Annotated in this window: 15 protein-coding genes; 7 read left to right on the forward strand and 8 right to left on the reverse strand. The window is 58.1% G+C overall.

What is annotated here, in order from left to right; genetic code table 11:
* Window positions 1-119: 119 nt before the first annotated feature.
* On the reverse strand, window positions 120-938 hold the full coding sequence (locus tag VGK48_14410) for a cupin domain-containing protein (protein ID HEY2382367.1): 819 nt from the start codon (window positions 936-938) through the stop codon (window positions 120-122).
* A gap of 36 nt (window positions 939-974) precedes the next feature.
* Window positions 975-2348 carry an aminomethyl transferase family protein gene (locus tag VGK48_14415; protein HEY2382368.1) on the reverse strand — a complete coding sequence of 458 codons (1374 nt, stop codon included), beginning with the start codon at window positions 2346-2348 and terminating at the stop codon, window positions 975-977.
* Window positions 2349-2367: 19 nt separating this feature from the next.
* On the opposite strand from VGK48_14415, the gene VGK48_14420 reads away from it, so the two are divergent.
* Together VGK48_14420 and VGK48_14425 are read left to right on the forward strand one after the other, a co-directional pair.
* Window positions 2368-3819, forward strand: a complete 1452-nt coding sequence (locus VGK48_14420) for a TIGR00366 family protein (protein HEY2382369.1) — start codon at window positions 2368-2370, stop codon at window positions 3817-3819.
* Window positions 3820-3823: 4 nt separating this feature from the next.
* Window positions 3824-4822: an LLM class flavin-dependent oxidoreductase gene (locus tag VGK48_14425; protein HEY2382370.1), complete on the forward strand. Its 999-nt coding sequence runs from the start codon at window positions 3824-3826 to the stop codon at window positions 4820-4822.
* Window positions 4823-5045: 223 nt separating this feature from the next.
* Here VGK48_14425 and VGK48_14430 read toward each other — a convergent pair whose 3' ends face one another.
* Entirely contained in the window at window positions 5046-5945 is a 900-nt protein-coding gene (locus tag VGK48_14430) for a hypothetical protein (GenBank protein HEY2382371.1), read from the reverse strand.
* Window positions 5946-5969: 24 nt separating this feature from the next.
* Here VGK48_14430 and VGK48_14435 point away from each other — a divergent pair, with 24 nt between their 5' ends.
* The 5 genes from VGK48_14435 to VGK48_14455 all read left to right on the forward strand — a co-directional run bounded on the left by VGK48_14435 (window position 5970) and on the right by VGK48_14455 (window position 10223).
* On the forward strand, window positions 5970-6587 hold the full coding sequence (locus tag VGK48_14435) for a DsbA family oxidoreductase (protein ID HEY2382372.1): 618 nt from the start codon (window positions 5970-5972) through the stop codon (window positions 6585-6587).
* Window positions 6587-7072, forward strand: a complete 486-nt coding sequence (locus VGK48_14440; GenBank protein ID HEY2382373.1) for a hypothetical protein — start codon at window positions 6587-6589, stop codon at window positions 7070-7072. The genes VGK48_14435 and VGK48_14440 overlap by 1 nt, the downstream gene beginning before the upstream one ends.
* A 415-nt stretch (window positions 7073-7487) precedes the next feature.
* A complete protein-coding gene (locus tag VGK48_14445; protein ID HEY2382374.1) occupies window positions 7488-8066 on the forward strand; it encodes a hypothetical protein in 579 nt (192 codons plus the stop codon).
* A complete protein-coding gene (locus VGK48_14450) occupies window positions 8066-8725 on the forward strand; it encodes a hypothetical protein (GenBank protein ID HEY2382375.1) in 660 nt (219 codons plus the stop codon). Before VGK48_14445 ends, VGK48_14450 begins: the two co-directional genes overlap by 1 nt.
* Window positions 8726-9572: 847 nt before the next feature.
* On the forward strand, window positions 9573-10223 hold the full coding sequence (locus VGK48_14455) for a hypothetical protein (GenBank protein ID HEY2382376.1): 651 nt from the start codon (window positions 9573-9575) through the stop codon (window positions 10221-10223).
* A 3-nt stretch (window positions 10224-10226) separates the two neighbouring features.
* On the opposite strand, the gene VGK48_14460 is transcribed toward VGK48_14455, so the two are convergent.
* From VGK48_14460 to VGK48_14480, 5 genes are all read right to left on the reverse strand, one after another.
* A complete protein-coding gene (locus VGK48_14460; GenBank protein ID HEY2382377.1) occupies window positions 10227-10652 on the reverse strand; it encodes a hypothetical protein in 426 nt (141 codons plus the stop codon).
* Window positions 10653-11038: 386 nt separating this feature from the next.
* Entirely contained in the window at window positions 11039-11782 is a 744-nt protein-coding gene (locus VGK48_14465) for a methyltransferase domain-containing protein (GenBank protein ID HEY2382378.1), read from the reverse strand.
* A 5-nt stretch (window positions 11783-11787) separates the two neighbouring features.
* On the reverse strand, window positions 11788-12072 hold the full coding sequence (locus VGK48_14470) for a hypothetical protein (protein ID HEY2382379.1): 285 nt from the start codon (window positions 12070-12072) through the stop codon (window positions 11788-11790).
* A 3-nt stretch (window positions 12073-12075) separates the two neighbouring features.
* Window positions 12076-13203, reverse strand: a complete 1128-nt coding sequence (locus VGK48_14475; protein ID HEY2382380.1) for a hypothetical protein — start codon at window positions 13201-13203, stop codon at window positions 12076-12078.
* The gene (locus tag VGK48_14480) at window positions 13200-13532 is read right to left on the reverse strand and encodes a helix-turn-helix transcriptional regulator (protein HEY2382381.1); all 333 of its coding nucleotides are present in this window, start codon (window positions 13530-13532) and stop codon (window positions 13200-13202) included. The genes VGK48_14475 and VGK48_14480 overlap by 4 nt, the downstream gene beginning before the upstream one ends.
* Window positions 13533-13539 lie beyond the last annotated feature (7 nt).

A 13539-nucleotide genomic window follows, 5' to 3' on the forward strand; every position in this document is an offset into this window, starting at 1 on the left:
CAAGGGGAAAGTCCTATAACTCTATTGGACCCTTGCTTCAGTTCGGCATTGCTTCATTTCTCCAACTTAAAGCAATAAAGAAACCTTCAATGATGCAATGATCCAATTCATGTTTACACTCAGCTCTGCACCCACTTCACCGGTTTGCCGGTTCCGTCGTCCGATCCGTTGATGAACCAGTCCTTGCCTTCGGGGTCATTGTCCATCGTACTGGAGAAGTCGAAGGGGCCTTGAAATTCCATGTACCGCAAACCGGTCTTGTCCGCGACAAGTTGATGCCATTCGCCTGCCGGGATCAGTACGAGATCTCCTGGTCCAAGCGGCGTTGTGCCGGTGTCCTCGATCACTTTGCCTGTCCCTTCGAAAATCATATAGAAGTGGACGGCGCCACCGGGATTGGTCGGGGTGCCTTCGTGTTTGTGCCGAGGTGAAAAACCGTTGGGTGCGTAGCGCATCAATCCGGCCTGCATGTCCCACGCACCGGAAAGACCTGTTTCCTTATTGACCCAGAAACTGCGTATTCGCGTCTTCCCGGCAGAGATCAGCGATTGCAACCTGTCTTCGTCAAAGTAGTAGCTGCTTGGCGATGTGTTGGAGGGCTTCGCGGCCTGTTTGGGTACATGGAGATGCAACAGACTGAGCGGATGCGCACCCGCCGAAACCGTGGCCTTCTCTTGCGGCTCCAGGTACAGTCCGGTTCCCTTTTTCGCGCTGTGGTTCTGCCCTTTGAATGAGAACTGGCCTCCCTCGCCTTCGAGGACATACAGCAGATGACTTCGGCTTTCCGAATTGAATTCCTGCGACTTGCCGGGGGCGATATCGTGAATCGCCGCGCGCAGCTCCTTCGCTCTATCGTCCGAAGTGACGATCTGGCGAACCGTCCCCGCCGGGCTGGGTTCTCTCCGGCGGTTATTTGTGTCTATTACCGTGATGCTCATCTCTATTCCTCCGGTCTCATTCCAATGTCCAGTCGATCAGTGGGGCCGGTACGCGGTGCGCGCAACTTCGGCGAACGGAGCGGGCGCCGTTTTCGCGCGAATCTCGATCTGCGCATGGCGCTCAACCGTCGGTTTGGTGGATCCTCCATCCTCTTCGCCCCACACCAGCGTGAGTTCGCTGCCGGGCTCGCTGTGCTCGACATTGACCATTGCCAGCGAAATCATCGCTCGCTCATTGTATGTATAGCCGGTGTAAGTCGACAGGCCGACAATTTTGCCACCCTTCAAGACCTTGTCATACGGCAGCGTCGAATAATTCGCGAGGGGCAAATCGACGTACTTCGTAATGTCGGATCCCGGCTGACACATCGAACGGAACCCGCGAGCCAGATCATCACCGTTCCATACCAGCGTGACCTTCTTGCGGCTTGGATTCCCGGCGATCTTTTCGAGCGCCGGACGCCCGACGAAGTCGTGGTCGAATTTAACGAATGGTCCGTATCCCAGGTCGTAAGGCGTGAGGTAATAGTCTGCGATGTTGTCGGAATAAAAGCTCCCCCCGAGCGAAGCCATCGCTTCATAGCTCTGGCCGGTGAGCCATTGCCGGTACGGCTTCATTTTTTCACCGGTATAGATCGCGGGCATCGGAGAGGGAATCCAGCCGGATTCGAGACAACTGGTCGGATATGTCCTCGCGCCCACCTGGCGGATGCCGTATTCCAGGCCGGCTTCGACGATAGCATTCCGCACTTCATCGGCATATTCCCAGGGGCCGAAGAGCTCCCAGCCCGGCTGTCCCACCATTCCGTGACGCAAGGCATGGACGTCCCGCCCTGCAATTTTGAAAACATCCATGTTGAAGAACTTGATGTCCGGTGCGGCCTTGCCGGTCACCTTCTCCATCGTCTTTACGGCGTTCGGACCTTGAACCTGAAAACGGAAAACCTTGCGGCGGCCTTGATTGACGGCGGATCTTTCATCCCGTTCGACCTTGGCGTTGTACTTTCCCGCTCCCACGTTGTACTGGACCCAGCTGGCAGCCGGCGGCCGGCCGACCAGGTTGAACTTGTTTTCGCCAAGGTAAAAGAGGATGGCGTCGCCGATAACGAATCCGTCGTGATTGCAGGCGACAAACTGCTTCGCCTGGTTGACTCTGAAATTCTTGAAAGTGTTGACGCCGAGATCCGAAAACACTTTGAGAGCGTCCGGTCCCTCGACATAGAGATCCGTCATGTGATGCGACTGATCGAAGAGAGCGCAGGTCTCGCGCCAGGAGCGCTGCTCATCTCGCCAATTGGTAAATTCCGAACGCACGACCGGAAAGGCATATGGACCGATCTGCGAATTTCGCAGCATGTGAACCGGATTCCCCGCCGCGTGTAACGCGTCCTCCAGGGTTTTGTAACTCATAAGTGCTCCGTGCCGTTAAATGTTAGCCCGCGTTCAGGAGCGTATTCAGCCCATCCTGAGAAAGCAACAGGAACTTGATACAATCCCGCCCGTGAAGACCGAAGAGAAAGCAGCCGGGTCGTGGCTTGCAGCCGTCGGGCTGAATCTTTCGGAATGGTTTGAGCGGTGGTTTCCGGATGCATTCGCGCTGGCAATTGTCGCTGTGATCATCGTGTTTCTGGCTTGCGTGGGCATCGGCAATTCTCCGGTCCAGACGGCGCAGTGGTTCGGCGCCGGGTTCTGGGACCTCGTGACATTCACGATGCAGATGACGATGATCATCATCAGCGGCTATGCGCTCGCGACGGCGCCGCCCGTTTATGCGGTGATTCTTCGAATCGCCCGTATTCCGGCGAACGGCAGAAGTGCCGCGGCGTTTGTCGGACTATTTTCGATGCTGGCATCGCTGCCGTCCTGGAGCTTCAGCCTCATTTTCAGCGGTTTGCTGGCGCGCGAAGTGGCGTATCGCGTTCGCGGCGCGGACTATCGCGCGATCGGAGCCGCCGGTTACCTTGGCGTCGGCAGCGTCTGGGCGCTGGGGCTATCATCCTCGGCGGCGCTGATCATGGCTGCTCCCTCATCGCTTCCCCAATCCATTCTGCAAATCAGCGGCGTCATCCCACTGTCGCAAACTCTTGGTTTATGGCAAAGCATCGCCATTGCTTGTGTTTTGATTGCGGTGTCGATGACGATTGCGTTTTACTCTCATCCCTCCCACGGCCGGGCGCGGGACATGGAAGCGATGGGAGTCCGATATGAACGCGTGATGCCGCCGGCCGGCAAGGCGGAAAGGCCCGGCGAGCTGCTGGAATACAGCCCGGTCCTGACGTTAGTGATCGGCTTTTTCGGCATCGCCTACATGGTTCGAGAGGTCGGCGACAAAGGCTTCAGCGTTATCCTCGAGCTCAATCACTACATCTTTCTGTTTCTGATCGCCGGCCTTCTGCTTCACTGGCGGCCGCGGTTTTTCGTAGACGCCGTGACAGCGGCCGTGCCTTCAGTGGCCGGGGTGCTGATCCAATATCCGTTGTATGGCGGAATCGTGAAGATGATGACCGAGTCCGGACTGGCGAAACGGCTCGCTCACTTTTTCGTAGCCGTATCCACGCAACATACCTTTCCCGTGCTCGTGGGCATCTATTCGGCATTTCTCGGCTTGTTTGTGCCCTCGGCGGGCGGAAAATGGCTGATCGAAGCGCCATATATATTGGATGCGGCAAAGTCATTGCATGTTCATCCCGGCTGGACGGTTCAAACCTACAATGCGACGGAGGCTTTGGCCAATCTCATCCATCCGTTCTGGATGCTGCCGCTGCTGGGAATTCTCGGTTTGAAAGCCCGCGACATCGTCGGCTATTCCATGCTGCAATTCGCCGTTCACGTGCCGCTGGTACTCGCGCTGGTCTGGCTGCTCAACTACACATTGCGGTGATGAAATGATTCCGTTGTCAGTCTTGGACCTTTGTCCGGTTCCGCGGAATTCGACCGCGGCCGACGCGTTCCATAATTCTCTGGATCTCGCTCAGCATGCCGAGCAGTGGGGTTATCGGCGCTACTGGCTGGCGGAGCATCACAACATGCCCGGCATCGCAAGCGCCGCGACATCCATTCTCATAGGACACATTGCCGGCGGCACGAAAACGATCCGGGTGGGCTCCGGCGGAGTGATGCTGCCGAATCACTCCCCCCTTGTGATTGCCGAGCAATTCGGCACTCTGGCGTCGCTCTACCCGGACCGCATCGATCTTGGACTGGGGCGGGCGCCGGGCACCGATGGGCTGACGGCTCGAGCGCTGCGCCGAAGTCATATCGAGAGCGTCGAGGAGTTTCCGCGCGATGTGCAGGAATTGCTCGCTTATTTCAGCCCGGCTGAGCCGGCACAGAGAATCCGTGCCGTACCCGGTTCGGGAATGGCTGTTCCGATCTGGCTCCTCGGATCAAGCCTCTTCAGCGCGCAACTGGCCGCGAAGCTCGGATTGCCGTTCGCCTTTGCCTCACACTTTGCGCCCGCGGAATTGGCACACGCACTGCGCCTTTATCGCGGCGAATTCCAGCCATCGCGGCAGCTGGAGCGGCCCCATGTCATGTGCGGATTGACTGTCATAGCCGCCGACACGGATGCGGAAGCGCGACGTCATTTCACGTCGATACAGCAGTCGTTCATCAACCTCCGGCGGGGGATGCCGGGCCAGATCCCTCCGCCGATCGACGATATCGACGCGTTTTGTCCGCCCGAGGAACGCGCCGGAGTCGACTATGCGCTTTCGTGCTCTGTCGTCGGCGGTCCGGATACCGTCGAGCGAGGCCTTGCTTCGTTCATCGAATTCACTGCCGCCGATGAACTGATGATTACGGCGAACCTGTACTCCCACACAGCGCGTCTGCGCTCATTCGAAATCGCCGCGGAAATCAATCGTGCGATGGACGCCCGCTGATAGCCGCGATTGTCGTATGCCGCCATCTTTTCAGGCACAACCGCGCTGAGGCGGTTCCGCATGCTGGTCCGCCAGGATCCTTATATATAAGGACGCCAAGATCGGCACGACTCCATCGGGCTGGGCCGAAGCCGGCGGGCACATGGGAATCAGCGAGTACCTGAAGCAGTTGTAGGCGCAGCCCGAGAAGCGCAAGTGCGATAGTGCGCAGCCGTAAACTCATTTACTTCGGCTTCTTCACCTCGTAGTTCCAACCGGAAGGAGTGTTCGCGGGCATGATCCGGATAAACGCTTCGACGGCGTGGATTTGTCCGCCATAGACCTTGAATGCCTCAAAACAGGTCAGGGCATTGCCGGGACCGTAGCTGTTCGTATCGCCGAAATCGAGGTACATGAGAACGATTCCCATTTCCTCATCGACGGCGGCAATCCGATAGCTCACGTCCGGATGAGCGATCACCCGCTGCGTGAGGATATTTTCGCTGCCCGCCCGCGCCCCCGGCCCGGCCATGATATTTCCGTTCTCGATCCGATAAGCATCGGGAGCGAACGGCGCATGGACGGCCTCGAAGCTGCCGCCGGCTTTCAGTCCGGCCGGATAGAACTCCGCAATACGGATCAGATCGGCACGCGGCATCTTCTGCGAAGCATCGGGAACGACGTTCATGCCCGGATGAGATTTGGTGAGCGCCTCGATCGCGAATAGCGCGCCCTCGGTCCGGTTGCGCGTCACCATTGTTTCGATCTCTGCGATCTTTCTGTCGGCGATCTTCAACCGCAATGCCAGCATGACGGGATTACCGCCTTCTTCGACGATGGCATGCGACGCCGCCTGGCCGTCGCGTACATCGAGGAAGTCCTGCCGGTAGGAGCGGAGGCCCGATGCGCCTTTCCAGAGCCCCTCGCCCAGAGTCAAAGTCCTGGTGTCTTCGGTAAAGCGCACGCCGGACGCAAGCGGAAGCGATTTCGGATCGTGAGCGGCCATCGCGTTCAAATATTGCGTAATGAACCCGCGAAGGCATTCCCGGTCGCAGGTAGTTTGAGGGGCCGCTGGAGAAGACGCCCCGATCCATGCAAAAGGCGCCAAAAGGGCGAACAGGCAGAGCGCAATAGCGCGTTTCATAGGGTCCTCCGGTAGAATAGTCTCATGAGCAAACCGGTAATGCTTGAAGTCTTCACAGACTTTGTCTGACCCTGGTGCTATCTCAGTACCGGGCGTATTGAAAAGCTGAAACAGAATTTCGCAATCCACGTGCAATGGGTGTATTTCCCTCTGCACCCCGATACGCCACCCCAGGGACTCCTGCTGAAAGATCTGTTCGCGGGGCGCAATTTCGATCTGGAAGCCATGCATGCACGGATGAAAAGTCTGATGGATGGCGAAGGCCTGCCGTATGAACGGCGGTCCCACACGTACAACAGCAGGCTGGCGCAGGAATTGGCGAAGTGGGCGGACTCGAAACCAGGCTTCGAAGCCATCCATCAGGCACTCTACCGGGCGTATTTTGTGGAAGGGCGCAACATTGGCGATATTGACGTGCTCATCGACATTGCTAAAAAAGTGGGATTGCCGGAAGACGAAGCGAGGACCGTCCTCGTCGAGCGGACGTTCAAAGACCTCATCGATCTGGACTGGCAGAAAGCCGGCCGGTACGGCATCAGCGGTGTGCCGAGCTTTGTCGCAGGAGGCACGAAAGTCATTGGCGCACAGCCGTACGAAGTTCTTGCCCAGCAGTTGCGCGCTGCGGGCGCGGCCCCGAAGTAATGGATACGCCGGGTGCGAACGCCTTGAAGTACGGCCGCGTCGAGCGCGAGCGCCGTTTCCTGCTGCGCGCTGTTCCGGAGGGCAAGTTCATCCGCAGCCGCCGCATCACCGATCGTTATCTACGCGGCACGCGCCTCCGCCTGCGGGAAATCGTCGACCCGGCAACCACCGGCACCGTGTACAAGCTGACGCAAAAGATCCCGGCAACAGCCGCCACGCCGCCTCTTGTTACGACGATCTATCTGACGCGCGCGGAGTACGACGCGCTGGCCGCACTGCCGGCCGACCTCCTGACGAAGACGCGCCACAGCCTGCCGCCGTTCGGTATCGACGTGTTCGATCCGCCTCACGCCGGTCTCGTGCTCGCCGAAGCCGAGTTCGATGACGATGCGGCGATGCGTGCGTTGTCGGTGCCGAGCGGCTGGATAGAGGTGACCGACGACGCTCGCTATGCCGGTGCAACCCTCGCGTCCGGCCAGATCTGATCCTGCGTCTGCTTGTAAAGTACGGGACCGAGGAATCTAGCGGCTCTGGCGAGTTGAGAAAACGGGAGAGACCGTGCGCCTCAAGGGCGCTGTTGGCCAGTGGGGAAAGGACCCACCCTGAGAAAACCGGTTTCAGGTAGCTGATGAGCGGCGGAAAAGGAATGGCGCCGAAGGCTCATGACAAAGTCCGCGAAAGGCGTGTCAGCCCATCGATGGCGTGGAGGCCTTTAAGACCGTTCGCTCGTGATCACGTCCCGATCGATAGGCGCTGGCGCCGCTCTGCGGCGCTTTCGGACGTGGCACTCCAGTTCCGCCGGTCAGGCAATGAGAATGCGTTATTCATAGAGGGCGGTGAGTTTGCCATCCTTAATAATTCGTGTTGTATCGAATGCGATTCACCACCTGTGCTCTTCTTATGATTCTGGCCGGCCCTCTTTTCGCAGCCGCCCAGCGTCCCGTGGAAATCGAATTCGGTGTTCGGACCGGAACGACTTTTACGCTTCCGCTGGAATCGCAACTGACCGGGCCCGCCGCCCTTTTCTCCACTCAGGCGTTTTCAAGACCTTCGATTTCGGTGGGACCCGTAGTCGCGGTTGTTGTTCAGGATCGAATCTCTATTCAATTCGATGCCTTATATAAGAGGATCCGGTACAACTTCTCTTCCACGGCCGGTAATCCGGTGATTTCCTCGTCGACCGAGCTATCGTCATGGGAATTTCCTCTGCTCGCCGATTACATCGTCTTGCATAGGTCCATCCGGCCTTTTGGTGGCGGCGGCATGATCCTGGCTGAAAGTCTGTCCGGGACGTTTTTGAGCCAGACGCCGGCTTATGTGATCAACGGTGGCCTGGAGTTGCGCATGTCGCGGGTTGTGATCCGCCCGGAATTGCGGTACACGCACTGGTCTAGCGTTCTTCAGGAGGTTGACGTTGCGCGGCGTGAAAACCAATTCGAATTTCTGGTTGGATTTTTATTTCGTGGCTTGAAACGTTAATGCGCAAAGCCGCCCTGTTTATTATTGCCGGGATTTTCATCTCGCCTGAGATCGCCTTCGGTCAACAACGGGTCGTATTCGAGTTGGGATTCCGCGCCGGAGTGCCAACCACCAAAGGCCTCGAATCCAGCTTTACGGGAATGCCCGGTGTATTTACGGTTCAACCGTCTTTCGAAAGACCGTCTTTCACGGCGGGTCCATCATTTGGGGCTATTTTGTATGATCGGGTTATGGTCCAGCTCGATGCCCTGTACAAGCCGGTCCGTTTCGCGAATAATCAGACGTTTCAATCGGGCACGAGCAGCACCGTCACAAGAGGCGGTTCCTGGGAGTTTCCGCTCGTATTCGATTACCGTTTCCTCCAGGGCCGTATCCGTCCCTATGCTGGAGGGGGCAGCGTTGTCGGTCAAACCCTGTGGGGTACCTCCGATTCCTGGACGTACTTCGATTCGGGAGCTGTGGAACATTTCCGCACACAATTTCAAAACTTCGATAATCAGTTTCCCGCTTACGTGGCCAACGCCGGCCTCGAGTGGGACCGCTCTCGTCTCGCGATTCGCCCGGAACTGCGGTATACGCGTTGGGACAGTAAAACCTTTGATGACCCGAAAAGACGTTCGGATCAATTCGAGATCCTGATCGGCCTCTCGGTCCGATGAACAGGTTCGCGCCGAGTTCTCAAAGCCAAGCATTTCGGGGTTTAAGTGCAGGAAAAGCAAGCTGCGTGGCGGGCGCCACTTATAGAAAACGTTGGCCGCCCGCCATGCTTAAGCCGAAGGCTTAAGCATGCCTGCGCGATATCGGAATCAACGTGCGCGATCCGGTTCTTTTGGTAGGTGGCATGTTGAATCCGGCATGCGCCCCCTGACTTCAATATGCAGCCCGTTGCCTTAAGTCTGGCGGATGTTCGATCGCGTATGGCACTCCTTAGCTGCTGACGTCGACCGTCCGATTGTGGTCTGCCACACTTTGAATCCGTGTTCGCGACGTTAGATCGGGCGAGCGGCCCGTTAGATTACGTATGCGATGCGTTGGACAAGGATGGCAAACGAAGGCTGAGGTATGCGGGGCATTGATTCGATGTGGTGCGTATTGCCTTAACGGCCGGACCATCGATTTCATGTGTGGCATGCGTTGAATGGAGACCGCTAACACCAAGCGTGGTTGTGACCCATGCTGCCTTGGGCGTACAGGGCATTAGATTCCGTATGGCATTCCCAAGCTTAAGGGTGGCAGGCGTTAGATTAGGGATCCAGGGCGCTGGATCAGGTCTGCCACCCGTTGAATTACGCCTGCAACCGATCGATTCACGCATTAAACCCTTACTGCAGATTTGACCCGAAAAAAATTTAACCCGTTTGCTTTGTTTGAGTGAAGTGATTTCTTGCCAGAAATGGTGCATTTAGGATGACAGCTTTTTGAGGGTCCCATCGTTGTATATAGTAGGGCTCGCAACCGAGAGCCTGCAGCGATTCCAATAAAAACTCAAAAGAAAGGAGGACAAGGATGTCCAAAAGTAACACTGTCCAGCTCATCAAGCCATTGGATGGCTTCGGCAACGTCGCGGACGTGGATGTGATTATACGTGCAACTGCGATCCAGACGGCCATGACCGGCAACGCGAACTACCCCGCTCCACCGGTCGATCTGGCGGCCCTGAAGACGAACATCGACGCTTTCGTGGCGCTCGTCGCGCAAGCGGCCGATGGAAGTAAGAAGGTCATTGCCGAAAAAAACAAGCAACGCGCAACCGTCGTGGAGATGGTGCGGATGCTTGGCCGCTACGTGGAAGGCGCATCGAAAGGTGATATGTCGATCTTCCAGACGAGCGGCTTCCAGTCTGCTTCAACGACAAAGACGAAATCACCGCCGTTGTCGGAGACGATCCGCAAAATCGCCCATGGCCCCAACAGCGGACAGGCCACTATCTGGCTGCGTTCGCTGAAGGACGCGTTGAGCTACACCGTCCGTTATGCGCCCATGGTGAATGGCGCGGCGCCCACAACGTGGACCGAGCAACCTATCGGTCTGCTGACGGCGCCCGTGCTGCTCACGGGTCTGACACCGGTCACTACCTATGCGTTTCAAACACGTGCCACGTTGAAGAACCACACGTACACGGACTGGAGCGACTCGGTAACGTTCATCGTGACGTAGCCGTTAGGGGGCGCACACCCGGATTCCCGAATTAATTCGGGAATTCGGGTCCACCGGGATGTCACCTTTATATGTGGACACGGCGCCGGTCCACCTTCCCAGGAGCACCGGAGATGGTTGGAACGCGGGCGGCCGCGGAGCAGGGTTGGTTGATGCGGGAGCTGCGCGCCACTTGGGCAAAAGCGTGACCAGGATCTTGTCAACAACCTCTCCTGGCCCGCAATCGATGGAGTTACACAGCACCACGACGGCGATTTTCTCTGAAGGGACCAGCCGCAGGAACGAGGCGACTCCTGCCATGCTCCCATCGTGTGCAACGCTGCGATAACCATAGAAAGAATCGTTGATGAGCCACCCGATTCCATAGCCCGTACCGGCTTCCGGATTGGACGGCGCCGGTTGGCTTTTGCATCTCGTCGATCGAAGCATCCGAAAGGACCGGCGTCTGGTCGGCAAGATCTGCCTTCAGGTGGTACATCCCGAAGCGCACAAGATCATGCGCACTGGAGAAGATGGCGGATGCGCCGCGATGATCAAAATCGTAAAGGCGAGCGCGAAGAGGATGGGCATGAGCCATTCTGCCCGGACGCATTCTAAGATGCAACATCCGGAATGAGTGCCGCGGTATCCAAAGTTATCCCGGGCGCCGTTGTGAGAGTACGCGCTTTGCCCACTGGATATCCTTTCGTTTGGGCGCGCCGTGTTGTTCGATCAAATCGCGAAGAAGCGCTCGGAGCGATTCGCGCCGTCCCTGTTCCATACTGCACGCTTGGATTTGGTGGGTTACCGAGGACCGCCGGTGGCGTGTCTGCGAATCAGGCGGCTTTTCGCGCGATCACCTGCAGTCGCACATAGTCTGCCGTCCATCGTCCCTGTTCGTCGCACAGCGACGGCCGCAGCAGCTCGACGATCTCCCTGACGATCCGCTGGCGCAGATCGCTGCCAACGTTCGCCAGCACGGCGCCGCCGAAGGTCTCCAGCCAACCCTCCATGCCGGTGGGCAGCGGCGTCGGCCGCGGGAATAGCCGGATGTCGTCGACGGCGAGACCGCGCGACTCTAGCACGCGGCGGTAGTCCCCGGGCGCGGGGTAATACCACGGCCAGTCGATGTCGATGTGATACCGCGCGAGCACCGCGCGGATGGCGACGGAAATCGCCGCGACGTTGGTGTGGCCGCCGAGCTCGGCGACGAAGCGGCCGACCGGTTTCAGCGCGCGAACGATGCCGGCGGCCGCCGCATCGGCGTTCCGCACCCAGTGCAGCACGGCGTTGGAAAAAACGGCGTCGAACTCCCCGTCAAAGCTCAAGGCGGCGGCGTCCATCACGCGGGCATCGATGCCGAGACCGCGCGCGGCGGCGACCATCTCGGCCGATGAATCGACGCCGACGACGGTCGCTCCCGACGCGATGATGTCGCGCGTGAGTGTGCCGTTGCCGCAGCCGAGATCCAGGATGCGCTCACCCGCACGCGGCGCGAGTCGCGCCAGGATGTTCGCGCCGAGCGCAGGGACGAAGCCGGCGTTCTCCGCGTACTGTGATGGATTCCAGGGCTGAGACATAACGGTCAGGCCAGTAACCGCTGCGCGCCGTCCCAGATCTGCGCCACAAGGTCGCCGGCCTTTACCGCTTCCGCGCGCATCGCGGCACACTGGGCATCGAAATCAGGCGGGGTCGCATCGGCGGCGGCAGGAACCGCCGCGCCCCAGTTGGCGAGAAAGTCGCGCACTCGCGTTTCGTGTCCGCGGTCGCGCACGGCCGCCGGATCGCGAGCGCCCCGGTTAACGCTGGGCCGGGCGTTCAACAGCCCCTGAATTCTCTCGACGACTTCATCGCGATGAGCCAGGAACATATTCTAGGCGAGGGCTCTGCGTCTTCGCCGCGAAAGACCGGCGATCGCGATCAGACCGAAGAGACAACCTCCCGCGCCACCGATACCAGCAATCGCCATCCGGTCAGGACCGATCGGGGCATCTGGTAAAAAAGGCGGATCCACTATGACAAATTGCGCACCCTTTTGCCGGGTCTCCAGGTATTCGGTCATGCGCGCTTCTTCTAACCTGGCAAAAACCGACTTATACGTAGATTGAAGCATTTCGTAATCGAGAGCATGAACAATTGCGTCTCCTTTTCCGGTTCTTTCGGGCGAAAGGAGTTTGCTTTTTTCGGTGAGGCGTTTGCCCAGCTCGTCGAGTTGGACCTGAAGGAACAACACGCTGCCGTACACCTCCTGTTCGCGACTCTGGCTACTCTGTTCCAAGAACAGCGTAACCAATTTGCTCGCGATCTTCTGAACCGTTTTAGGATCCCGTCCCACGAAGCGCAATGTGAATGCGATATTCCCGCTCTTTTCATATCCAGGATCGACGGTGATACTGATGCTATCCCGTATCTGCTGAACGCGTTGGTCGAGTGTTAGCCGGTCTTTCCCGGAATCGACGAGTGAGAATTCCCGGATCAAGTTTACAAGGTTGGTGCGGCTCAGTAAGAGCTGCCTTGTCCCATCGAGCTGCTGAATGATGTGTGAACTTGTTGTCAGGCCAGGGGCGACAACAGCGGGTACATCCGCCGGTTTTGTGATTATCAACGCTTCCGATGCATAACGTACCGGCAAGAAAAAGGACAAACCGTATGCCGCCAACGCAAAGAGCGTGGTTGTCATAGTCAGCAGGGATTTCCAACCGCTGAACAGTGTGAAGAAGTTGCTCGGATGATCGTGCAATTCGGACATGCTGTCCTCATTAACCGCGCCAAAGGCGCTTCGGCGCGTAAAAGTTAAAGCAATCGCAAAGGCGAGTTTGCTTGGGCGGCTATGAATGGCCTTCAGTTCTGCCAGCCATTCTTCTTCCATGCGAAGCACCAGTGCCGGGGGCAGGCGGCGCGCGCGTGCCCGCACCAGCAATTCAGAAATAGCCGTCGCAGCAGCAAGGAGTGCGGCGCCAATAACCGTGAGTAGAACGATGACGATGACGATATCACTCATGCGAGGCCCAGCTTGGCCGCAGGATTGACGCGCGGCAAAGAGAGGTCAAGCAAGGCTTCGCGTGCAACGCGAGCTCCTTCCTGCGTCATTCTGTAAAATCGCCGCCTGGGCCGTCCAAGCGATTCCGGCCTTTCCCTTTCCCAGCGGCTCTCAAGCAGACCGGCCTGTTCAAATCGGAGCAGAATCGGATACAGCGTGCCCGAAGAAATATGCGCCGCGGCCAGCAGGTCCGTTCCTGCAAGTTCGACACGAACATCTTCCGTGAACGCGTCCAGAAAGACTCGAAGCACACGTAAACCTTGCTGTGAGAGACGAAGGGTGGATGGCATGGTCGTA

The sequence above is a fragment of the Terriglobia bacterium genome, assembly GCA_036496425.1.
Lineage (GTDB): Bacteria > Acidobacteriota > Terriglobia > 20CM-2-55-15 > 20CM-2-55-15 > 20CM-2-55-15.